Source organism: Ruoffia sp. FAM 20857 (genome assembly GCF_045528645.1).
GTDB lineage: Bacteria > Bacillota > Bacilli > Lactobacillales > Aerococcaceae > Ruoffia > Ruoffia halotolerans.
In genome coordinates this window covers 1-22,582 of sequence record NZ_JBGQRB010000036.1, presented here as the reverse complement: position 1 = coordinate 22,582, position 22,582 = coordinate 1, and the positions used below count along the sequence as shown (strand labels likewise).

The 22,582-nt window shown below is 36.3% G+C and carries 21 protein-coding genes; 16 read left to right on the top strand and 5 right to left on the bottom strand.

All coding sequences use genetic code 11. From position 1 onward, the window contains the following. Positions 1-451: 451 nt before the first annotated feature. The 5 genes from ACEN4N_RS08700 (at position 452) to ftsY (ending at position 8,526) form a co-directional block, all read left to right on the top strand. Positions 452-2,233, top strand: coding sequence for an oligopeptide ABC transporter substrate-binding protein (locus tag ACEN4N_RS08700; protein ID WP_407094065.1), 1,782 nt, complete (start codon positions 452-454; stop codon positions 2,231-2,233). Between the two features lie 155 nt (positions 2,234-2,388). Further along, a complete protein-coding gene (gene rnc / locus ACEN4N_RS08695) occupies positions 2,389-3,087 on the top strand; it encodes a ribonuclease III (protein ID WP_407090248.1) in 699 nt (232 codons plus the stop codon). Further along, on the top strand, positions 3,087-6,650 hold the full coding sequence (gene smc, locus ACEN4N_RS08690) for a chromosome segregation protein SMC (protein ID WP_407094064.1): 3,564 nt from the start codon (positions 3,087-3,089) through the stop codon (positions 6,648-6,650). The genes rnc and smc overlap by 1 nt, the downstream gene beginning before the upstream one ends. 11 nt (positions 6,651-6,661) lie before the next feature. After that, positions 6,662-7,462, top strand: a complete 801-nt coding sequence (locus ACEN4N_RS08685) for a Cof-type HAD-IIB family hydrolase (protein WP_407094063.1) — start codon at positions 6,662-6,664, stop codon at positions 7,460-7,462. 38 nt (positions 7,463-7,500) lie between these two features. Continuing rightward, complete coding sequence (ftsY, locus tag ACEN4N_RS08680; RefSeq protein WP_138405383.1) at positions 7,501-8,526, top strand: signal recognition particle-docking protein FtsY; 1,026 nt, start codon at positions 7,501-7,503, stop codon at positions 8,524-8,526. Between the two features lie 59 nt (positions 8,527-8,585). On the opposite strand, the gene ACEN4N_RS08675 is transcribed toward ftsY, so the two are convergent. From ACEN4N_RS08675 to ACEN4N_RS08660, 4 genes are read right to left on the bottom strand one after another with little or no spacing between them, the layout of a single operon-like run. After that, on the bottom strand, positions 8,586-9,449 hold the full coding sequence (locus tag ACEN4N_RS08675) for a metal ABC transporter permease (RefSeq protein WP_407094062.1): 864 nt from the start codon (positions 9,447-9,449) through the stop codon (positions 8,586-8,588). Next, on the bottom strand, positions 9,446-10,327 hold the full coding sequence (locus tag ACEN4N_RS08670) for a metal ABC transporter permease (RefSeq protein WP_407094061.1): 882 nt from the start codon (positions 10,325-10,327) through the stop codon (positions 9,446-9,448). Before ACEN4N_RS08670 ends, ACEN4N_RS08675 begins: the two co-directional genes overlap by 4 nt. Continuing rightward, positions 10,320-11,105, bottom strand: a complete 786-nt coding sequence (locus ACEN4N_RS08665) for a metal ABC transporter ATP-binding protein (protein WP_138405385.1) — start codon at positions 11,103-11,105, stop codon at positions 10,320-10,322. Before ACEN4N_RS08665 ends, ACEN4N_RS08670 begins: the two co-directional genes overlap by 8 nt. A 25-nt stretch (positions 11,106-11,130) precedes the next feature. Next, the gene (locus ACEN4N_RS08660; RefSeq protein ID WP_407094060.1) at positions 11,131-12,063 is read right to left on the bottom strand and encodes a metal ABC transporter solute-binding protein, Zn/Mn family; all 933 of its coding nucleotides are present in this window, start codon (positions 12,061-12,063) and stop codon (positions 11,131-11,133) included. 159 nt (positions 12,064-12,222) lie between these two features. Here ACEN4N_RS08660 and ylxM point away from each other — a divergent pair, with 159 nt between their 5' ends. Both ylxM and ffh read left to right on the top strand, forming a co-directional pair. Then, positions 12,223-12,921, top strand: a complete 699-nt coding sequence (gene ylxM, locus ACEN4N_RS08655; RefSeq protein WP_407094059.1) for a YlxM family DNA-binding protein — start codon at positions 12,223-12,225, stop codon at positions 12,919-12,921. A gap of 19 nt (positions 12,922-12,940) precedes the next feature. Then, the gene (ffh, locus tag ACEN4N_RS08650) at positions 12,941-14,428 is read left to right on the top strand and encodes a signal recognition particle protein (RefSeq protein WP_407094058.1); all 1,488 of its coding nucleotides are present in this window, start codon (positions 12,941-12,943) and stop codon (positions 14,426-14,428) included. Positions 14,429-14,702: 274 nt separating this feature from the next. Here the strand turns inward: ffh and ACEN4N_RS08645 are convergent, their stop codons facing one another. After that, complete coding sequence (locus ACEN4N_RS08645; protein ID WP_407094057.1) at positions 14,703-16,022, bottom strand: IS1380 family transposase; 1,320 nt, start codon at positions 16,020-16,022, stop codon at positions 14,703-14,705. Positions 16,023-16,298: 276 nt separating this feature from the next. On the opposite strand from ACEN4N_RS08645, the gene rpsP reads away from it, so the two are divergent. The 9 genes from rpsP (at position 16,299) to rplS (ending at position 22,342) form a co-directional block, all read left to right on the top strand. Beyond that, a complete protein-coding gene (rpsP, locus tag ACEN4N_RS08640) occupies positions 16,299-16,571 on the top strand; it encodes a 30S ribosomal protein S16 (RefSeq protein ID WP_407090257.1) in 273 nt (90 codons plus the stop codon). A 43-nt stretch (positions 16,572-16,614) separates the two neighbouring features. After that, positions 16,615-16,866 (top strand): KH domain-containing protein, encoded by a 252-nt coding sequence (locus ACEN4N_RS08635; RefSeq protein WP_407094056.1) that lies wholly within the window; start codon positions 16,615-16,617, stop codon positions 16,864-16,866. A 138-nt stretch (positions 16,867-17,004) separates the two neighbouring features. Further along, entirely contained in the window at positions 17,005-17,532 is a 528-nt protein-coding gene (rimM, locus tag ACEN4N_RS08630) for a ribosome maturation factor RimM (RefSeq protein WP_407090259.1), read from the top strand. Then, a complete protein-coding gene (gene trmD / locus ACEN4N_RS08625) occupies positions 17,522-18,241 on the top strand; it encodes a tRNA (guanosine(37)-N1)-methyltransferase TrmD (RefSeq protein WP_407094066.1) in 720 nt (239 codons plus the stop codon). Before rimM ends, trmD begins: the two co-directional genes overlap by 11 nt. 151 nt (positions 18,242-18,392) lie before the next feature. Next, the gene (locus tag ACEN4N_RS08620) at positions 18,393-19,628 is read left to right on the top strand and encodes a betaine/proline/choline family ABC transporter ATP-binding protein (protein ID WP_407090260.1); all 1,236 of its coding nucleotides are present in this window, start codon (positions 18,393-18,395) and stop codon (positions 19,626-19,628) included. Beyond that, positions 19,625-20,257 (top strand): ABC transporter permease, encoded by a 633-nt coding sequence (locus ACEN4N_RS08615; RefSeq protein WP_407094055.1) that lies wholly within the window; start codon positions 19,625-19,627, stop codon positions 20,255-20,257. Before ACEN4N_RS08620 ends, ACEN4N_RS08615 begins: the two co-directional genes overlap by 4 nt. A gap of 10 nt (positions 20,258-20,267) precedes the next feature. Further along, positions 20,268-21,197, top strand: a complete 930-nt coding sequence (locus ACEN4N_RS08610; RefSeq protein ID WP_407094054.1) for an osmoprotectant ABC transporter substrate-binding protein — start codon at positions 20,268-20,270, stop codon at positions 21,195-21,197. Then, entirely contained in the window at positions 21,197-21,850 is a 654-nt protein-coding gene (locus tag ACEN4N_RS08605) for an ABC transporter permease (protein WP_338489126.1), read from the top strand. The genes ACEN4N_RS08610 and ACEN4N_RS08605 overlap by 1 nt, the downstream gene beginning before the upstream one ends. Before the next feature lie 138 nt (positions 21,851-21,988). Then, entirely contained in the window at positions 21,989-22,342 is a 354-nt protein-coding gene (gene rplS / locus ACEN4N_RS08600; protein WP_138405506.1) for a 50S ribosomal protein L19, read from the top strand. The last annotated feature ends 240 nt before the right edge of the window (positions 22,343-22,582 follow it).

Here is a 22,582-nt window from a genome sequence, read left to right as displayed (position 1 = left end):
CCAAGTGAATTCTCCTTTTAGTAATGTATGGTAACTTTATTATATAGGAATTCACTGGCTTTTGTGTACATACAAAAAAAGGTGTCAGTGAGATTTCTCTCACCAACACCAAAAATTCAAGAACCGTATTTGAAAGCACCCAGCTGGGTGCTTTTTTTATACGAATATAATAATGATAAAATAAGCTTTAACATTAATTTATCATCATCAAGTTATTAGATTTAAAAAATATTTTTATTTATAAAACCATATAAAGCGCTACCGAGAAATTCAAAGAACAATATAATATAATATTTAAAAATTATAAAACGCCTTTAAAGATTATCCTGAAGCGATTTATGTATTTTTATCTAATAAAATTAAAATAAAATTAAAAATATACTTGATAATCTAATCTAAAACGGTTAATATATTATATATAAATAAGAATTACTAATTGGAGGTTAGTTTTATGAAAAAATCTTTTAAAAAGTCATTTGCACTAGCAACAACGGCCCTTACTTTATCAACTGTATTTGCAGCTCCAGCTGCTAACCTAGTTCACGCACAAGAAGAAGGCGAAGGAGATGTTTTAGATTTCTCTCCTACTGCTGTAAACGAAGGTGAACCCATCGAAGGTGGAACTTTACGTTATACCTTAGTATCTGATACAACTTTCGCTGGTGTTTTAAATAACATGTTATATCAAGGACAACCAGATTCATCTATTATTGGTTTTATTAACCCTGGTTTATATGGATACGATGAGAACTTTGCAATTGATAACTCAGGTTTCGCTGATGTAGAGTTTGATCAAGAAAACAAACAAGTGACAATTACAATTCCAGAAGGAACAACTTGGCATGATGGTGAAGAAGTCACAATTGATGATGTCATCTTCCCTTATTATGTTATCGGTAACCCAGAATATACGGGTATCCGTTACGGAACTGACTTCCAAAACGTTGTAGGTATGGAAGAATATCACAACGGAGATGCTGAAGAAATTTCAGGATTAGAACGTGTGGATGACTACACCTTAACAGTTACATATCACAACTTTAATAACTCATTATTACAAGCTGGTGGGGGTGTTTCTAGTTATATCGAACCTGAACACTTATTAGGTGAAGTACCAGTAGCTGAATTAGAAGATAGTGAATATGTTCGTACGAATCCAGTTGGATTTGGTCCATTCCAAATCGAATCGATTACACCAGGTGAGTCAGTAACATTCTCTGCTTTTGATGATTACTTTGATGGTCGTCCTAACATTGATGAAGTTATTCTTGAAGTTGTTAACCCAACAACAATTGTTTCAGAATTAAAAGCTGGTAACTATGATATCGCATCATTACCATCAGACCAATATGATACATATTCAGATGCAACTAACTTCCAAAGTGTAGGATTCTTAGAAAACGCTTATACTTATCTTGGATTCAAACAAGGAACTTGGGATGCTGAAGCAGGGGAAGTAGTAACCGATTCAGAACGTATAACAACAAATAAAGCATTACGTCAAGCAATGGCATATGCAATCGATAATGATGCTATCGCAACTAATTTCTATTATGGTTTACGTCAAAATGCGAATACATTAATCACACCTAACTTTACCGATTACCATAATGCAGATCAAGAAGGATATAATTATGATCCTGAGCAAGCAGCTCAAATATTGGCCGATGCTGGTTTCGTAGATAACGATGGAGACGGCTTTGTTGAAGATCCAGATGGAGAAGCATTCACTCTAGGTTTCGCTTCAATGTCAGGTGGAGAAACAGCAGAACCAATCGCACAGTACTACATCCAAGCATGGGGTGAAGTTGGAATTAATGTTGAATTAGTTGATGGACAATTAATGGAATTCAACTCATTCTACGAGCGTCTTGAAGCAGATGATCCAGCCATCGATGTTTACCAAGGAGCTTGGGGAACTGGTGGAGATCCAAACCCAACTGGCTTTTATGGTCGTACAGCTGCATTCAACTATACTCGTTGGGCAACTGAAGAGAACGATGAATTATTAGCAGCGATTGAATCAGATGAATCATTCGACGAAGAGTTCCGTCAACAAGCATTCTATGACTGGCAAGCGTATGCAATGGAAGAATTACCAGTAATCCCAACATTATTCCGTTATTCTTTAACAGCTGTTAATAACCGTGTAAGTAATTGGGAAACTGCAATCGGATCAGACTTAAAATGGTCAGATATCTACCTGTTAGCTGAAGAGCCAATTGCTGAATAATTATTAAGCCTATAAATTAAATTCCTTTCTGAAAAGAACCTCTTCGGAGGTTCTTTTTTACGTCTATGATGGTATACATTGAGCTTTCATGATAGAATAAGTGTTGCATTGTGAGCTACCAACATTGGTAGAAAGAAAGTAAATAGGAGGATGCTATGAGTTTATTAATAAAACATTTAGAAAATATATTAGGCATAGACATAGAAGATGAAGCGTTATTTAAACGTGCTTTTATGCATAAATCTTATGTCAATGAACAAAAACATCACTTGTTAGAATCGAATGAACGCTTAGAATTTCTTGGCGATGCGGTGTTAGAAATTATTGTGAGTGATTACTTATATAATTTTTATCCAGAAGAACCTGAGGGAACTTTGTCTCGTACTCGTGCGCAATTAGTTCGTGAACCAAGTTTAGCCCTGTTAGCAAGAAAAAACGACTTTCATGAGTACATTCAACTTGGTAAAGGCGAGTCTGCAAGTGGTGGTAATCATCGAGATTCAATCTTAGCGGATTGTTTTGAGGCCTTTCTAGGTGCAACATATTTGGAACAAGGTATAGACGTTGTAACTAACTTTTTAAACAAGCAATTGTTATTAAATCACCAAGATATTCTTAAACAAGTGAATTTAGATTACAAGACACTTTTCCAAGAAAAAGCTCAAACACATGGAACAGTCTTAATTGAATACCGCTTAATTTCTAAAAAAGGACCCGATCATAATCAAATATTTGAGATGGGCTTATTTGTAGATGACAAATTAATTAGCCGAGGTAAAGGGAACAGTAAAAAACAAGCTGAAATTCAAGCGGCGAAAATTGCTTACCAACATTTAATTGGAGAGGTTTCATAATGTATCTTAGTAGAGTAGAGATGACAGGCTTTAAGTCCTTCGCTGACAAAACAGTTATTGAATTTAATGAAGGAATGACCGCTGTCGTAGGTCCTAACGGAAGTGGTAAAAGCAATCTTTCGGAAGCGATTAGATGGGTATTAGGCGAGCAATCAGCTAAAAGTTTACGTGGGAATCGAATGGAAGATGTTATCTTTAATGGAACACAAGCGCGTAAGCCAGTGAATATTGCAAAAGTGACTTTAGTTTTAAACAACGAGGATCGATATTTGGATTATGATTTTAGTGAAATAAGTATTACTCGCAGTTATAATCGAAATGGTGATAGTCAATACTTAATAAACAATGAACAAGTTAGATTAAGGGATATCGTAGATTTACTTTTAGATTCAGGGTTAGGAAAGAACAGTTTTTCAATTATTTCCCAAGGACAAGTTGAGCAAATATTTCTAAGTAAGCCTGAAGAACGACGGACGATATTTGAAGAAGCTGCAGGTGTTCAAAAGTACCAATACCGTAAGACTGAAGCTGAGAGACGCTTAGATAAATCGAGTGATAACTTAAGCCGGGTTAAAGACATTATTCATGAACTCGAATTACAATTGAATCCTTTAAGAAAACAAAGAGAGACGGCGCTTCTTTATACGAGTAAGAAAGAAGAATTAAAAGAGCTAGAAGTTTCTCTATACACCCAACAAATCGAAGATTATCAAACAGGGTGGGAAGAACTTGAGGAACAATTAAAGAATATCGATATAACCATAAATAATTTAATCACGCAAAATGATACACTAAGTACCGAAATCGATGCATCTAAAAACAAACAAAACCAATTAATCAATGCGATTGATCAAAATTCAGATACATATCAAAAGTTAACGTCTCAGATTGAAAAATTAAGAGCACAACAACAGATGATTGAAAAAGATATTCAATATAGTGAAACGGAACAAGCTGATAAAGCCAATATTTATGAAGAACAAGTGGCTGAAAAGACGAGACTTGACCAAGACATCATGGAATATACAAAGCAATTACAAACCTTTGAGACAGATTTGAAAGCATTAATGGCAGAATTAAAAGAAGTCAATAAAGATATCCAAATATCTCAAGGATTGAATGCGAACCAACAAGACGAATTACGTAATGAAATGTTGGAGTATTATCAACTAGAAGCCAAGTCAAACAATGAAATTCAACAGCAGAAAGCAGTCTTAGAAAGACAAAGAGCACGTAAAGACCAGGCTGCTGAGAAAATGAATAGTACTAGCCAAGAGCTTAAAAAGCTTGAAGTAGAAGCAATAGAAGCTGAAGAAGAACTAGAGGCATTCACAGGTAGCCAAAGTGAACAAAGAACCTTGTTACAAGAATTAAGTGAGAATAACGAAAAACTCTCAAATCAACGAGATGAGTTAAGACAATTGCTCTTTAACCAAGAAAGACAAACTCAAACCATTGAAACCCGTTTAAATTCACTGAAACAAATGCATGATAATTATACGGGCTACTATGCTGGCGTGCGTGCGGTTATGCAACAAGCGCAACGCTTAAATGGTATCGAGGGAACGGTTGCGGATTTATTAAATGTAAAAGAAACGTATCAATTAGCAATCGATACAGCTTTAGGTGGATCGATGCAACACATCGTTGTAGCAAATGACCAAGCGGCACGTGAAGCAGTGAATTACTTAAAGCAACAAAGAGCTGGGCGAGCAACCTTCTTACCACGGCCTAACATTAAACCGCGTCAAATTCAAAGTTTCAAACTTTTCCAAGCGCAAGAAATGCAAGGCTTTATCGCCGTTGCTTCCGAATTAGTCAGTTATGATGCGCAGAACGAAAACATCGTTCAAAACTTATTAGGAAATACAATCGTTGCTCAAACTTTAGTTGATGCACAAAACATTGCGCGAGCCTTAGGTCATTCAGTGAAGATTGTAACACTGGAAGGTGATGTGTTAATGCCTGGTGGATCACTCACCGGGGGTCAACAAAAGCAAAGGCAACAATCGATGCTCTCACGCCAAAATGAAATAAAACAAGCAAGCGAAGCCTATGAGACACATAGAGAACAGCTTAAGAATATTGAACAAGATTGGGAGAAAGTATCATCTGAATTAGCACATAATGACCAACAACTGAAAGAACAGCGCCAACAAGTGAACCAAACAGAAGGCATCTATCAGCGTTTATTCCAAACGAGTCAAAACGCTAAACAAGCATACAAACAAGCAAATAATCAAATGATTATATTAAAAGACTCCATTCGTGAATTCGATGAAGAGCTTGATGAAGCGAGAAATACAATCGAACAAGCGGAACAAAATCTTGTGAAAGCAAAATCTTCAATTGAAGAATTAAATCGGATATTAGAACAACATAACCTAGATGAAGACGCCCGTCAGAAGAAATTAGCTGAGTTAGAAGAATTTAGACAGGACAAATCAACGAAAAAAGCGGTTATGGACGTTGAGATTAAACAATTAAAACAAACTTTATCAGATTTAAAGAATCAATATGAGGTAGTTAATAATTGGATTACAAATTATGAGTCGAGTAAGACATTTGGACTGTCGTCGATTGAAGAGCTCCAAGAAAAACTGGAGGAAACTTTAGACGACATTGCTAAATTAGAAAAAGAAAGCGAAAGTCTACAAAAACAAATTCAAGCCGACCGTCAAAATCGCCAAGATTTAAGTGAAACGATTAATGAAAAAGAAAGTTTACTCAATAAATCTCAAGCAAAGAGTCAACGTAGTTTCCAAACACAAGCAAAACTACAAGCCCAGATTGAAAAAAATCAAGCCTTAATTGATAATCATTTGAATCATTTAAATCAAGAATATCAATTGACCTTCGAGATGGCAAAGAAAATTGCTAAACCGATTGAATCAACAGCTGAAATCAATAAAGTAGTTAAAGAATTACGTCAGTTCATCAATAAATTAGGACCGATTAATCTTCAAGCAATTGAAGACTATGATGAGTTAAATGAACGTTATGAGTTATTAGTGGAACAAGAAGAAGATTTATTAACAGCTATGGGGCAACTGAAAGATACAATGGATGAGATGGATGTTGAGGTTACTCGACGATTTAGCGCAACATTCAAACTCATTAATGAGAAATTCCAACAAACTTTCCGAAGATTATTTGGTGGAGGTGAAGCCTCACTCGAGTTGACGAACCCCAAAGATGTCCTAACAACAGGTGTAGACATCGTTGCGCAACCACCCGGTAAGAAGAAACAAAATCTGGCCTTATTATCTGGTGGGGAACGTGCGCTAACAGCCATAGCCTTGTTATTCGCTATTCTGGAAGTAAAACTTGTACCATTTGTTATATTGGATGAGGTAGAGGCAGCTTTAGATGATGCGAACGTGTACCGCTACGGAGAATACATTAAAGAATTTAGAGAACAAACTCAATTCATCGTCATTACACATAGAAAAGGAACGATGGAGAGTGCGGACCGGCTATACGGTGTTACGATGGAACGATCAGGTATTTCGAAATTAGCCTCAGTAAAATTAAGTGAAGCGGAAGAAGCTTTATCAGAATAAAGGAGTTATCAATGATAAAATTAATTGCTATAGATTTAGATGGAACGTTACTTAGAACAGATAAATCTTTATCAGAAGAGAACATCAATGCTATACACTACGCCCAGTCAAAAGATATTAAAGTCGTTTTATGTACAGGGAGACCATACTTAGCGATGAAAGACTTTGCCGAGAATATTGGTTTCGATGGCGACGATGAATATTTAGTCGTATTTAACGGAAGCCAAGTGATTAAAGCGAACACTGGAGAAGTTGTCGTTAATGATGTTGTTGAAACGAGCGATTTAGAGCGTTGGTATGAAGAAACGGAACGTTTAAATTTACCATTAAATCCCATTGATTCTGAATGGGTGTATGATCCAATTGAATATCCAAATGGGAAAGAGTCAACTTATACAACGCCAGCACCAAGAAAAACTGTTAGATATCATGACTTTGAAGCAGATCATACATTTAACAAGTTTGTTATTTGTACAGTTGAAGATTACTTAAATGAGCAACTACCTAAAATCAATAAAGACTTATTGGAAGAATATCAAACTGTCTTATCACATCCTTATCAATTAGAAATTGGTAAGATCAATGTTAATAAAGGGAATGCGTTAAAGAAATTAGGTAAACAATTAAATATCAAACCGGAAGAAATGATGACCATTGGTGACCAAAATAATGATCAGACGATGATTGATATGGCTGGTTACGGGGTAGCGATGGGCAATGCTGTTCAAGAGATAAAAGACAGTGCTTCATATATCACAGATACAAATGATAATGACGGTGTTGCGAAAGCAATCTATCATTTTATTAAGTAATAGAAGTGTTATAATATAAGCAAATAAGGAGTGAGATTATGGGTATTTTTGATCGTATAAAACGTGCTTTTACCGGTGAAGACCAGGTTGTTAAAGAAGAACTGAAAGAAAAAGACACCGAGATTGTTTTTGATAAGTATGACAAGGGTATGGAAAAGACACGTAAAAACTTTTCTGAAAGAATTGCGGACTTGTTTACAAGTTTCAGAGAAATTGATGAGGATTTCTATGAAGATTTAGAAGAAGCCTTTATTGGTGCAGATGTTGGTTTCAATATGACAATTGCCTTAACGGATGCTATTCGTGATGCGATTGAAGAAGAGAATGTGAGTCGTCCTGAGGATGTTAAGCGCGTTGTTCTAGAACAAATGGTGAACATTTATGAGAAGAATGAAACGGGAACGGTCGCAATTAAAGAAAATCCTGATGGGCCCACTGTCATTCTATTTGTAGGAGTAAATGGTGTTGGTAAGACAACTTCTGTAGGTAAAATTGGTTATAACTTAAAACAAGAAGGCAAAAAAGTTATTATGGCCGCTGGAGATACTTTCCGTGCAGGTGCCATTGAACAGTTAAATGTGTGGGGAGAGCGATTAGATATTCCAGTCGTGACTGGAAAAGCCAATAGCGATCCAGCTTCAGTCGTGTTTGATGCAGTGAAACGAGCGAATGAAGAGAATTACGATTACTTACTCGTAGATACTGCCGGAAGATTACAAACTAAAGCGAACTTAATGGAAGAGTTAGCCAAAATGAAACGAATCATTGAACGTGAGAATCCAAATGGTGTTCAAGAAGTGTTCTTAGTATTGGATGCGACGACAGGTCAAAATGCACTCATTCAAGCGAAACAATTCAATGAAGCAACTGAAATTACTGGTTTAGTTTTAACAAAATTAGATGGAACGGCTAAAGGTGGGGTTGTTCTTTCGATTCGTTATGATTTAGATATCCCGGTTAAATATATTGGATTAGGTGAGCAAGCCACTGACTTACAACAATTTGATCCTGAACAATATATGTATAATTTAGTTCGTGATGTGATTGAAGATAAGCAAGCTTAATAAAATATCCGTGAGGTCAAAAATCGACTTCACGGATATTTTTGTTTTCTATTATATGGTTATTTAAGTGCCAATTTCTGCTGTCTGAGTTTAGGAAGAATAATATTTGTTCCTAAAAATACGAGTAAAGAGACTACAAATCCAGTGACAGCAACCATACTTGATATCGAAGTATCGAGATAAATCCCAATGTAATAACCAAGGACGGAATTAAGTACGGTAATAAAAGCTGAACCGATTAATAAAGTGCTAAATTTATTCGTAAAACATCTAGCGGTCATCCCAGGCGCTGCCATTAAGGCGATGACTAGAATAGACCCAACACTTTCAAAAGAAGTGACTGCCGTCAGAGAAACTAAAGTCATCAATACTAAGTCGAGTGCAGCAACATTAATTCCAATAGTTCGAGCAAAGGTTTCATCAAACAAACGAATCTTCAATGGATTATAGAAAATAAAGATAAAAGCCAAATTAATGAATAAAATAATCAAACCAATAAAGAATGCCTGTGGCATTTGAATTGAGAATATTTCAACTTGGCGTAATGGTGCCAGTTCGACTTGACCTAAAAGGACCATATCAATGTCTAAATGCACATTTGTATAATATTTGGAGATGATAATAACGGCAATTGAGAATAGTAAGGGGAACACCAAACCAATCGCTGCGTCGTTTTGCATTCGACCGGTCTTTGTCAATAAGTCAATTAAGATAACAGTAATGACACCGAACAAGGTTGCACCGATAATTAAATAGGGCGAAGACAAATCTTCCGTAAAGTAAAATGCAATCACAATCCCTAATAAAATTGTATGTGATATGGCGTCGGCTACCATTAAACTCGAACGCATCAACAATAGAGAACCCAATAGACTACAAGCTAAAGCAACAACAATTAAAATTAATAAAATTTGAATCATCATGACACTACACCTCTTTTACGTAAAACATAAGAGCCTAGCAAGCCTTTAGGCCCGATGAAGACAGATACTAAAGCGATACCTGACAATACAACTACAATGGTTGGTCCTGTCGCCAAATCAGAAATATTTGTACTAAGTAAAGTCCCCATAAAACCAGCAAATAAGCCAAAAAAGCCTGATAAAAAGATAGTTTTAGGATAGTTATTTGTCCATTGCATTGCCCCAACGACGGGAGCGACTAACATGCTACTAATTAACTTTGTCCCAACAGCTTGTAAACCAATGACAATGGCTAATAAACTTAACGTTAATAAGATATAATTGATAAATTTCGTATTAATGGCAATGGTTTCAGCAAAAGTTTTATCGAACAAATATATTTTAATCTTTGGATAATAAAGCCAAAATATAAGGGCGATGATAACAGCAACAATCAAAATAACATTCACATCAAATTGCGTTAAAAAAGCGGCTTGTCCCATAATATAATTATCCAAACCAGAGAAATTCACTGATTGGAATTTGGGATTCGTTTGTACAATTCGGTAAAGCATTAAACCTAAGCTGAAAAAGGACGAAAGTACAAGTGCCAGGACACTTTCATAAGCAAAATGGCTATATTTGTGAATCCAGTTAATTAGAACATAGGCTATATAACCAACAACAATGGCACCTAACAGTAACACGAGAGAATTTCTCGTTTGAAATAACATAAAAGCAATAATTACTCCAGGGTATACTGAATGCCCAATCGCATCACCCAATTGACTTTGGCCTTCTAAGACAATCGTAGTACCGATAATACCTGATGCGAAGCCGAGTGCCATGGTTCCAAGTGCGACAACCCAGAAGAAATAATCAAAAGAGATATCAAACATGTTGATCAGCTCCTAGAATATGTAAGCCCGCTTGATTTGAACTCGGTTCAACATTATTTTGCTGAGACTGATTTAAATAAGCTTTATCAATATTTTCTCGCGTAAATACATCTACCGTTGGACCTGTTGCGATAACCTCTTTATTGAGGAACAACACATAATCAAAATTATCAGGCACTGAATTTAAGTCATGGTGAACAGTCAAACTAGTCTTTCCTGCGTCCTGAAATTCTTTTAATTGCGCCATAATAATGGCTTCAGATTTCATGTCGACACCAGCAAGCGGCTCATCAAAAAAATACAAATCAGCGTCTTGTGCAATGGCACGTGCAATAAAGACTCTTTGTTTTTGACCTCCAGATAATTGACTGATTTGACGATTCGAAAGATCAGTGAGTTCCATTGCTTCGAGTGCTTGAGAAACAACAATTTTTTGCTCTTCACTCACAGATTGAAAGCCCCAACGATTTGAGCTCACTCCCATCGTCACAACATCTTTGACAGTTGTTGGGAAATGCCAGTTAACTTCTGAAGTCTGGGGGACATAAGCGATTTTAGAGCGTGCTTGTTTCAATGTAAGGTCATTGAAAAAGCTTAGCTTATGTTGTTTAGCGGGTATTAAATTAAGAATGGCCTTTATAAAAGTTGATTTACCAGCACCATTCGGGCCGATGATAGCCATGCGAACATTTTCCGGAACTTGTAATGTAATATTGTTTAGGGCAAGAGTTTGTTGATATCTCACCGATAAGTTTTCGATCGTAATAATTGAATTCATATGAATCACTCCTTTTAAATTATAATTAACGAATTAAATGATCAACGATTAATGACACATTATGTTGATACATCTCAATGTAATTATCATTCGACTGACCAGTTGCAGCTAAAGAGTCTGAGAACAATTCTTGACCTTCACCACCCACAACGACAACCTCTGCATCCTGTTGGTTGACTCCTTCTTGAAGCTTTTCCATCGCTTGCGGGTTAGACGTTGTATCTAAGAATATGGCTGGCACATCGTTGTCGACAATAAACTTAACCGTTTTAATGATTGCGTCATTAGAGACTTCAGATTCAGTACTGATTCCTTGAGGAGCATATACTGTGAAGTCATAAGCCTGGGCAAAGTATGCAAAGGCATCGTGTGGAGTTACGAGAATGCGTTGTTCCACAGGTAATTCTGCAACTTTTTCATGGATCCATTGATTTAAAGCATCTAATTCTTCTATATATCTTTCTGTATTTTCATTTACTAATTTTTTATACTCAGGGTAAATTTCAACTAAAGCTTGTTGAGTTGTTAGAACAGATTGTTTATATAAATCTATATCGAACCAATAATGCGGATCGACTTCTTGAGAATCCTCAGAAATTGAGATTAGCTGGTCATTATTAAACTCCGCTGTCACAGATCTTGTATGTGGCAGTGCATCTAAAACTTCTGCCATCTGTGCCTCAAAATGCAAACCATGAAATAACACGAGGTCAGATTCAGTAATGTCTTTTAAATTTCTAGCCGTTGCTGTATACGTATGCGGGTCACCACCAGCAGGGACAATTGAAACAACCTCAAACGTTTCTGGGGCGAGTTGTTCTACAATATCAACTAAAAAAGTCGTTGTGACTGTAATTTTTTCTTTATCTGCTTGAGCATGACCGATGGGCGTTACATAAGTGAATAACAAAATGATGACCATAAATAGAGTCATGATGTATTTAATATATTTTTTCATTTCAAACCTCCAAACACTAATTTTTAGGCGTGCCTAAGTGTTAATTGAATTATAATGTTAGGCGCGCCTAAAGTCAACCGGAAAGTTTAAATAAATTTGAGGCTAAAGGGAAAACATGGTAAAATTAGGATTAGCAAAAAAATCATTGGGGTGATGTCAATGTCACAGAGTCGCGAGGACTATGTAAAGTTTATATATGAACATGCAGGAGATGAATCCATCTCTAATAAAACAATCGCTGAGGGATTAGAGGTTTCTCCAGCCTCCGTGAGTGAAATGATTAATAAATTGGCTAAAGAAGGCCTAGTAATTAACGAACGCTACCGCGGTAGTGCATTAACACCAAAAGGTCATCTAATGGCTCAAGAAATGGTGAGAAAACACGAAATATGGGAATATTTCTTACAAAATAGGTTAGGATACACGAAAGAAGAAGTACACGAATTTGCTGAAGTATTGGAGCATGTAACACCCAAGGATTTAGCGGATCGATTAGCTATTTATATTGAGAATCCTGAAGAAAAGGTGAATAGAATGTCGTTAGAAAAAACGATTTATATTGGTCAATTGTTCTCATTTTATAAAGCTCTGTTGACAGAGAAACAACAAGATATGTTGTCATTTTATTATGAAGAAGACTTATCTTTAAGTGAAATCGCCGAACATTTCGATATTAGTCGTCAAGGCGTTCATGATAATATTAAGCGTGGAGAGAAATCCTTGCTAGAATATGAAAAAACACTCCGTTTAAATGAGAAACGTGAAGAACGTATGCAATTATTAAATACATTGAGTGAGTTATTAACATACAAAGAAGCTCATTCAGTCATAGAAAAATTAATTCAAATAGAAGATTAAGAAATAGAGGGGTAATAATATGGCTTTTGAAGGACTTTCAGAGCGCCTACAAGGTGCGATTAGCCAGGTTAGTTCGGGGGGGACAATCACCGAAGCCGACCTGAAACAAATGATGCGTGAGATAAGACTTGCTTTACTTGAGGCCGATGTTAACTTTCAAGTAGTAAAAACATTCGTTAAGAGTGTGAATGAAAGAGCATTAGGTTCCGATGTATTAAAATCATTATCTCCAGCGCAACAAGTTTTAAAAATTGTTGATGAAGAATTAACAGCCTTAATGGGTGGGGAACTCGTTCCATTAAACTTCTCAGCGCAACCACCAACAGTTATTATGATGGCTGGTTTACAAGGTGCTGGTAAGACGACAACGGTAGGTAAATTAGCTAAATATATTTCTGAAAAAGAAAATAAAAAGCGCCCATTATTAGTAGCTGCCGACGTATACCGTCCAGCAGCGATTGAACAATTACAAACCATTGGTCAACAATTAGGTTTTGGTGTTTATAGTGAAGGAACAGATGCGGATCCAGTAAGAATTGCTGAAGCAGCATTAAACCAAGCAAGACTACAAGGGAACGAAGTCGTTATCATTGATACGGCGGGTCGTTTACACGTCAACGAAGAATTAATGGCTGAATTACGTAATATTAAAGCAGTCGCAAATCCGCAAGAGATTTTACTAACTGTTGATGCTATGACCGGACAAGATGCGGTAAACGTTGCGCAATCTTTCAATGAGTCACTTGATATAACAGGGGTTGTCATTACAAAACTCGATGGTGATACTCGTGGTGGAGCGGCACTATCGATTCGTTCAATTACCGATAAACCTATTAAATTTACAGGTCAAGGTGAGAAATTAGACGCCTTAGAACCATTCTATCCAGACCGTATGTCGAGTCGTATCCTAGGTATGGGGGATATGATGACGCTGATTGAGAAAGCGCAACAAGATTTTGATGAAGACGAAGCTCAGAAAATGGCCGACAAAATCAAAGATGCTTCCTTTGACTTTAATGATTTCATTGCTCAAATGGATCAAGTAAACAAAATGGGTTCAATCAAAGATATCATCAAGATGATTCCAGGTTTGAATAAATTACCAGGTGTAGAAGACTTCGATGTATCTGAAAAAGATATGGCGCGTGTCAAAGCAATTGTGATGTCAATGACACCTCAAGAGCGTACAAATCCAGATATTATCTCACAAAGTCGACGTAAAAGAATTGCTGCCGGTGCGGGGCAAGAGCTTCAAGCCGTGAACCAATTAATTAAGCAATTCAACCAAACACGTCAAATGATGAGTTCAGCTTCGAATGGTAAGATGGGTAATATGAAGAAAATGATGAATCAGATGAAACAAAATGGTGGTGGAGGCATGCCAAATATGCCAGGAATGCCACAAATGAACGATTCTGACTTTATGTCACCTGAACAAAAAGAGAAACAACAAAAAGAAAAAGAATTACAACGTCGCTTGAAAAAAATGAAGAAAAAACGTCGTTAATTTCTAAATAAAGCTAAAGTTCACTTGGAAATAGTGAACTTTTTCTATTTTTTGAAATGTTAAACCGTATTATAGACCTGAATAATTCATACTTCTAAATTTTTCGATTAAAAATACATTTTTTGTCGTAATTTTGCTTTGGTTCTAAAATTTATATGTTTTTTGAGATTTTACAGAACATTTTTATCGAGATTCGATTTTTAAAGGCTAACCACTTATTTTTGGGCGCACGAATCCCTAGGCACTGGATAATTTTTTCAAAAAATGAAATCTATTAAATATAACATCGAATCCGTTGGATTCGCCTAAAGACGGCGTAAAATTCTGCTTGATAGACATGCGAACTAGAAAGTTTTAAATAGATCCGTCTCGCAGTGCTGACCAACTTTCCGGCTACTTTGAATAAACGAAGACGAATGGTATTTACTTGAAGATTTTTCCAATTCTTTTCAAAACAGATTGTACGCATAAAGTTGATAATATTATAAGCTATTACACTGATCATCATACGCGCGTGATTTTCGATGAACCGTGGACTATCTGTCTTGTCAAAATAGAAGCTGTTTTTGGCTTCTTTGATGTAATTTTCCATAGTGCCTCGTTTATTATATGTTTCAAAAACTCTTTTTGGTACGATATTTTCTGAGAAACTTGTAATAATAAACGCATGACTAAAGAGTAACTCTCCAGCTTCTCGAGTTGAACGAATACATACTCGACGAGATTTAGGCCAAGAGCCGGCTTGGTATGAAACAGAATGATAGTAAGTTTCTTTCTCATCCCAAGGATGATTATCATCATAGTAGACAAGTTCTTCAGCTAAATGAGTTAATTTTCGATTACTCTTTAAACGAATCACATAGTCACTACCGAAAGCCTCACATAACTCATATATTTCAGGTGTTGCGAAACCACTATCTCCACGGACTAAGATATCTGTCGTAGGAATTGCTTGATGATAGTGATCTAAGAGTGGTTCAAGAAATGCCTTTACGCCATTAGAAGTATATTGATTTCCTGAACGAAGTTTAGCTTTTAAAAAATCACCAGTTAATCCATCAAAAGCGACTAATGGATGATAACCGTTCGTTCCATAATGAGCATTATAATCTGTCTGTTCTTGGCTACCGAAGGTATCCGAATGGGTAGAATCTAAATCAACAATCATATTCGTATCATTACGAATAAGTCGTGCTTGATCAATCACTGTTTGATTGAGTGTCTGGAAATTTTCGATCGTTTGTTCCGTAATTCGATCGAAAAATCGAGAGATAGAGGGTTGCGAAGCCCATACTTCATCAGTTGAAAGAGCTTGTAATAACGGATCGTGTTGTAAGATATCCGCTGATAAATCGGCTTTATAGCCAGCGATAATCTGAAAAAGTAATTGTTTTAAAATCTTATGGTTATCGTGTAGCCAGTAGCGACGGTCTTCATTAAACGAAACGACGTCTTTAGAATGCTCTGTAAAATGAAAAGCGTCCATGAATTCGTCGACCAGTGCCAACCCAGAATCACTCGATAAACGACCACCTGTATGAGAGACATGTAAATTATTATTGAATTTTGCTGTAGTTTCTTGTAAAGTAACCATTGAGAGGACCCCTTTCTATTGGTTGTTTGTTGTGAATTAACCATATCAGAAAGGGGTTCTTTTTGCATCACCTAACGGGTGATGAAGCAATTTACTACAAGTACTATAATCACAACATTAATTGACATTTTTAGAAAAACTATGAATTATTCAGGATAGAAGCAACTATATAAAATATTTCAAAAAACTTCACCCTGTAAAGGAAAAACACTTTACAGGAGGGATGTTATCTGATAATATACTTAACTGTGAGATTAATTAATGGAGGTGACTTACATGGCAGTTAAAATTCGTATGAAACGTATGGGTTCTAAAAGAAGCCCATTCTACCGTATTGTAGTAGCGGACGCACGTGCTCCACGTGATGGACGTATTATTGAACAAATTGGAACTTATAATCCAGTTCAAGAACCAAAACAATTAGAAATCAACGAAGAGTTAGCGTTAAAATGGTTAAGTGATGGTGCTCAACCATCTGACACTGTTCGCAACTTATTATCTACTCAAGGAATCATGCAAAAATTCCACGAGTCAAAACAAGCGAAATAAGGCATGTTTGATAAGTTTAATATCACAATAAAGGATGATAAAAATGCCAGATATTGAAGCTTTGATAAAAACAATTGTTGAACCACTTATTGACAATCCTGATGAGTTTTCTGTCGATATTGTTGAAACAGAAGATTTTATAGAGTATCATCTTAATTTACATCCGGATGATATTGGACGTGTCATTGGCAGAAAAGGGCGTGTTGTGAGAGCAATACGTACAATCATTTATAGCATTCGTCAACGCGGTTCTAAAAGAGCTCGCATTGTCATTGCTGACGGTGATAGCGAATAAGATTTTAAGTGCTAAGTAGAGACAAATTAATTTGTTTCTACTTAGCACTTTTTGTTTGGTGAAAATTTATATATAATAAAAGTAGTAATGTAGCTTTAAGAGCAAAGTTATATAATGTAGTGTGAAAGGAAATAAACTATGGAATATTTTCGTATAGGAAGAATTGTAAATACATTTGGCATTCGAGGAGAAATTAAAGTTATAGCAGATACTGATTTTCCCGAAGAACGATTTGCTGCTGGCGAGGTTTTAACGATATTAGATAATGATCGTCCCGTTCAAAAAGTAACAGTCAAAAATGCTAAGTTAAGTAAAGGAACATATATTGTAAGTTTCGAAGAATTCAATAATATAAATGATGTCGAAAAGTTTAAAACGATGTGGTTAGCCATTAATCAAGACCAACAACAAGAGTTGGATGAACATGAGTTTTATTTTCATGAAATTATTGGTTTAAAAGTAATAACGATTGAAAAAGAAGAACTAGGTGTGATAAAAGACATCTTAAGTTTAGGTTCGAATGACGTATGGGTAATCAAACGTAACAAATCCAAATTACCAGATGCTTTGATTCCTTATATTGGAGACGTTGTGAAAGAGGTCAATGTTGATGAAGGGTACGTTGTAATTGAATTGATGGAAGGGTTAATTGACGATGAGAATTGATGTATTAACTTTATTTCCTGAGATGTTTGCTCCAATGGAACACTCGATAATGAAACAAGCACAACAGGAAGGTATCTTATCATTTGAGACACACGACTTCCGTCGCAACCCGGTCAATAAGCATGGTCATGTAGACGATTATCCTTATGGTGGTGGAGCAGGTATGTTATTAAGAGTAGAGCCAATTGTAGATACATTAGAGGAACTGGAGATGACTGACAAGTCACGTGTTATTTTAATGGATCCAGCTGGAAAACCTTTTACCCAAGATTTGGCACAAGAGTGGTCACAAGAAGAACATTTAGTATTTATTTGTGGCCATTATGAAGGCTTTGATCACCGAGTTCGAGATTACATTACAGATGAAGTATCCATCGGAGATTATGTCTTAACAAATGGAGAACTTCCAACCATGGTCATGATAGATTCAACGGTTCGTCTCATTCCAGAAGTAGTTGGAAATGCCCATTCAATTGTAGAAGAGTCCCATCAAAGAAAACTACTAGAACATCCTCAATACACAAGGCCACGAGAATATAGAGGGAAAAGCGTCCCTGATGTGTTGCTTAGCGGGCATCATAGTAATATAGAATTATGGCAACAAAAGGAAGCAATTAGAAGAACCTATAATAATCGGCCTGATTTATTAGAGAAAGCTGAATTAACTGACCAAGAACGTGAATGGGTTAAAGAATTTGAACGTCAATAGGTTTAAATTTACTAAAAAAAATAAACTTAATATGTAATGAGAATCATCGACAAACGCGACAAATCAATCGAATTTAAACTGTATTTCTTGAGATTTTTTTATAATAATGGTATTGTGAAAACTGCGGAAAAACAAGGAGGAGAATAGAATTGTGATTGAATTCAAAAACGTTTCAAAACGTTACGCTAGTGACGTATTAGCTGTGGATGATTTTAACTTAAAGATTGAAGATGGAGAGTTTATTTGTTTCATAGGTACATCAGGATCGGGTAAAACAACTTCGATGCGAATGATTAACCGTATGATTGAACCTTCAGATGGTGAAATTTTAATCGATGGAAAAAATATTATGGATATGAACCCAGTTAAATTAAGAAGACAAATTGGGTATGTTATTCAAAACATTGGTCTAATGCCACATATGACAGTTAAAGAAAACCTTTTAATGGTACCAAAATTATTAAAATGGGATCAAGTCAAACTTGATGACACAGCCAAACGCATGATTAAACTAGCTGAATTACCAGAGGAGTTTCTTGATAGATATCCTTCAGAACTATCTGGGGGTCAACAACAACGTATCGGAGTCGTCAGAGCATTAGCTGCAGAACAAGATATCATTTTAATGGATGAGCCGTTTGGTGCGCTTGATCCATTAACTAGGGATACACTGCAAGTAATGGTTAAAGAATTACAAGAAGAATTAGGGAAGACCTTTGTCTTTGTAACGCATGATATGGATGAAGCGCTGAAGTTAGCGACACGTATTGTCATTATGAGTAAAGGGAAAATCGTACAGGTTGGGACTCCGGATGAGATTTTAAGTAATCCGGCGAATGAGTTTGTGGCTCAATTTATTGGGCAAGACCGTTTAATTCAAGCTCAACAAGATACAACTAAAGTTGGCGAGATTATGAGTAAACGCCATGTGGCGATGATTGAAGACAAATCACTTACGGATGCTTTAGAATTAATGAAAGAGCAATCTGTGGATACGCTTCTAATTACGGATGAGAATAATGTATTAAAAGGTTTTGTTGATATCCATATGATCCAAAGACATTTTAATACAGCAATTAACTTATCGGATATTATGAGCTCAGATATGTTCTCACTCAGAGAAGATGCTTTAGTACGTGAATCGGTTGATTTAATCTTAAAACGTGGGTACTCTTATGTTCCAATTGTGAATGACGAAGGTCATCTAAAAGGGATAGTAACACGTGCTACATTCGTAAACATCATCTATGATGCGATTTGGGGAGAATATGAAACATTAGAAGATGTTTCACCTGAGAATTCAGTAGAACATGTGGATGACATCGAAGGAGATGGCATTGTTATACCACCAGCTGCCAGTGAAAAAGATGGTGGGTATGTTCTATGATGACATTTCTTCAAGAAAATGGGAGTCAATTAGTTACTCTAATTTTTGAACATTTATCTATATCATTTATTTCCTTGTTATTGGGAATTATAGTTGCTGTACCACTAGGAGTTGTATTAACTCGAACACCTAAAGCAGCTGACTTTGTTATTGGGATTGCAAGTATCTTCCAAACGGTACCAACACTAGCCTTGCTAGCGTTAATGATTCCACTAATTGGGATTGGGCGTTTTCCAGCGATTATCGCATTGTTTATCTATTCTTTACTACCTATATTACGTAATACGTATATCGGAATGAACGATGTGAGCCCCACTGCAAAAGATGCTGCAAAAGGGATGGGTATGACGGCACTTCAATCAATTACAAAAGTTGAATTACCTTTAGCAATGCCTGTAATCATGGCCGGTATTCGTTTGTCAGCAGTGTATGTGATTGCTTGGACATCATTAGCATCATATATCGGTGCTGGCGGTTTAGGAGACTTTATCTTAAGTGGTATATCTTTATATGAAGCAGACCTTATATTCGCAGGAACAATACCAGTGACAATTATGGCACTCTTAGCAGACTATCTATTAGGTAAAGTAGAGATATACTTTACGCCTGATGTCACTGCAGCGAAATAGGAGGATGAACATGATTAAGAATAAAACAAATAAAATAATAACATTAATCGCTTCAATATTCCTTCTTGCTGGATGTGCCTTACCAGGCCTTGGTGGTGGATTCGGTACCGAAACGATAAAAATTGCAGGATTAGGTACAACTGAAAGCCAAATATTATCTTCGATGGTTCAACAATTAATTGAAGAAGAGACAGATTATAATGTTGAGCTAATTAGTAACTTAGGTACAGCAGTTGTAGGTCATCATGCGCTATTAAATGGTGATGCTGATGTGCTTGTACCGGCATATACAGGTACAGATATCGTTGCTATATTTGGAGAGAGTGCTTCTTATGATGCAGATGAAACGATGGAGTACCTACAAGAACGATTTGCAAATGAATTCGACCAAAAGTACTATGACACGATGGGATTTGAGAATACATATGCTTTTATGGTAACTGAAGAGTTAGCTCAAGAGAAAAATTTAGAAAAAGTCAGTGATTTGAAAGACATAGCTGGTGACTTGAGAGCAGGCTTCGACCAAACTTGGCTGATACGCGAGGGTGACGGTTATCCGGCTTTCCAAGAGGCATATGAGTTTTCATTTGGTGAAACTTATCCAATGCAAATTGGACTAGTTTATGATGCAGTTGCATCTGGAGATATGGATATTGTTTTAGGCTATTCAACGGATGGGCGTATCTTGAGTAATAACCTTGTTGTCTTAGAGGATGACCTAGGATTTTTCCCTCCTTATGAAGGGTCAGTTAGAGCTACAGATGAAATCCTAGAGAGCAATCCAGAACTTGATGCTCTATTCGAAAGATTAGTTGGACAAATCGATACAGAGTTAATGCAGCAATTAAACTTTGAAGCAGATGATAATCTTCTTGAGCCATCAGTTGTTGCACAACAGTTTTTAGAAGAGAATAATTACTTTAGAGAGGAGCAGCCATAATGGATAGTATGAATTTATTTGAACAGTTTATCTACTATTTCTCGATGAACGGATCATATGTACTGGAACAATTTTGGCGTCATTTCTTAATCTCTATCTATGGAGTATTATTCGCTTCAATTGTTGGTATTCCGATTGGAATTTGGATTGCCAACAATAGAAAGATGAGTACGTGGGTCCTAGGTGTGGCGAATGTATTACAAACCATTCCGTCACTAGCAATGATGTCGATTATAATGTTAGCGGTTGGTTTAGGAGTAAACACGGTTATCGTGACGATCTTCCTTTATTCGCTACTGCCAATTATCAAGAATACTTATACAGGTATGATTACTCTGGATGCAGATGTTCTGGATGCAGCGAAGGGGATTGGTATGACAAGTTGGCAACGACTTAAAGATGTTGAATTACCGTTATCAATGTCTGTGATTATGGCCGGTATTCGCAACGCTCTTGTAGTAGGGATTGGTATTACTGCGATTGGTGCTTTCATTGGTGCCGGTGGTTTAGGTGATATCATTATTCGCGGTACTAATGCAACAGACGGTGGAGCCATCATACTTGCTGGAGCGATACCAACGGCATTAATGGCTATATTAACGGACGTCATTCTTGGTTGGATTGAACGTCGTTTCTATAATCGTGTCGGATAAATAAAAAAAGTAAAAAAACCCTTTACAAGTTTCTTATTTTAGGTATAATATTACAAGTGGCCATTGGGCCCCGAATTAACTATAATCCGCTAAGTAGAATGACTATTTAAGATTATTTGTTGGAAGGAGAAAGATAAAATGAGTATTAATCCAATTATTGCAAAAATTACTTCAGCTCAATTACGTAACGACATTCCTGATTTCCGTCCTGGAGATACAGTACGTGTTCATGCGTTAATCGTTGAGGGAGAACGTGAACGTGTTCAACTTTTTGAAGGATTAGTTATTAAACGTCGTGGACAAGGCATCTCTGAAACTTACACAGTTCGTAAGATTTCTAACGGTGTTGGTGTTGAACGTACATTCCCTGTACATACACCTCGCGTACAAAAAATCGAAGTACTACGTCAAGGTAAAGTACGTCGTGCTAAATTATACTACATCCGTAAATTATCTGGTAAAGCAGCTCGTATTCAAGAGCGCGTTAGATAACATTTCTGCTAAGAATGGCTTTAATAAGCTGTTCTTAGCTTTTTTATTTGTTCATTTTTTGTTTTGTATCTCATTAAAATTGAATTTAAGAGGTAGAGGCAAAATATTAAAAAGGGTTCATGAATTTTTGATGTTGGTGGACCGAGGAGCCAGGTGACGCAGTCACCTTGGCTCTTTTTTTATTCCTATGTTTAAGTGTCTCTCTATGCAACGATAGTTTGTGTTGTGTTCTCATCTTTA

Excerpts from the sequence above, each read along its gene's own strand:
- ACEN4N_RS08700 (WP_407094065.1), top strand. The coding sequence starts at position 452 with ATGAAAAAATCTTTTAAAAAGTCATTTGCACTAGCAACAACGGCCCTT.
- rnc (WP_407090248.1), top strand. The coding sequence starts at position 2,389 with ATGAGTTTATTAATAAAACATTTAGAAAATATATTAGGCATAGACATA.
- smc (WP_407094064.1), top strand. The coding sequence starts at position 3,087 with ATGTATCTTAGTAGAGTAGAGATGACAGGCTTTAAGTCCTTCGCTGAC.
- ACEN4N_RS08685 (WP_407094063.1), top strand. The coding sequence starts at position 6,662 with ATGATAAAATTAATTGCTATAGATTTAGATGGAACGTTACTTAGAACA.
- ftsY (WP_138405383.1), top strand. The coding sequence starts at position 7,501 with ATGGGTATTTTTGATCGTATAAAACGTGCTTTTACCGGTGAAGACCAG.
- ACEN4N_RS08675 (WP_407094062.1), bottom strand. The coding sequence starts at position 9,449 with ATGATGATTCAAATTTTATTAATTTTAATTGTTGTTGCTTTAGCTTGT.
- ACEN4N_RS08670 (WP_407094061.1), bottom strand. The coding sequence starts at position 10,327 with ATGTTTGATATCTCTTTTGATTATTTCTTCTGGGTTGTCGCACTTGGA.
- ACEN4N_RS08665 (WP_138405385.1), bottom strand. The coding sequence starts at position 11,105 with ATGAATTCAATTATTACGATCGAAAACTTATCGGTGAGATATCAACAA.
- ACEN4N_RS08660 (WP_407094060.1), bottom strand. The coding sequence starts at position 12,063 with ATGAAAAAATATATTAAATACATCATGACTCTATTTATGGTCATCATT.
- ylxM (WP_407094059.1), top strand. The coding sequence starts at position 12,223 with ATGTCACAGAGTCGCGAGGACTATGTAAAGTTTATATATGAACATGCA.
- ffh (WP_407094058.1), top strand. The coding sequence starts at position 12,941 with ATGGCTTTTGAAGGACTTTCAGAGCGCCTACAAGGTGCGATTAGCCAG.
- ACEN4N_RS08645 (WP_407094057.1), bottom strand. The coding sequence starts at position 16,022 with ATGGTTACTTTACAAGAAACTACAGCAAAATTCAATAATAATTTACAT.
- rpsP (WP_407090257.1), top strand. The coding sequence starts at position 16,299 with ATGGCAGTTAAAATTCGTATGAAACGTATGGGTTCTAAAAGAAGCCCA.
- ACEN4N_RS08635 (WP_407094056.1), top strand. The coding sequence starts at position 16,615 with ATGCCAGATATTGAAGCTTTGATAAAAACAATTGTTGAACCACTTATT.
- rimM (WP_407090259.1), top strand. The coding sequence starts at position 17,005 with ATGGAATATTTTCGTATAGGAAGAATTGTAAATACATTTGGCATTCGA.
- trmD (WP_407094066.1), top strand. The coding sequence starts at position 17,522 with ATGAGAATTGATGTATTAACTTTATTTCCTGAGATGTTTGCTCCAATG.
- ACEN4N_RS08615 (WP_407094055.1), top strand. The coding sequence starts at position 19,625 with ATGATGACATTTCTTCAAGAAAATGGGAGTCAATTAGTTACTCTAATT.
- ACEN4N_RS08610 (WP_407094054.1), top strand. The coding sequence starts at position 20,268 with ATGATTAAGAATAAAACAAATAAAATAATAACATTAATCGCTTCAATA.
- ACEN4N_RS08605 (WP_338489126.1), top strand. The coding sequence starts at position 21,197 with ATGGATAGTATGAATTTATTTGAACAGTTTATCTACTATTTCTCGATG.
- rplS (WP_138405506.1), top strand. The coding sequence starts at position 21,989 with ATGAGTATTAATCCAATTATTGCAAAAATTACTTCAGCTCAATTACGT.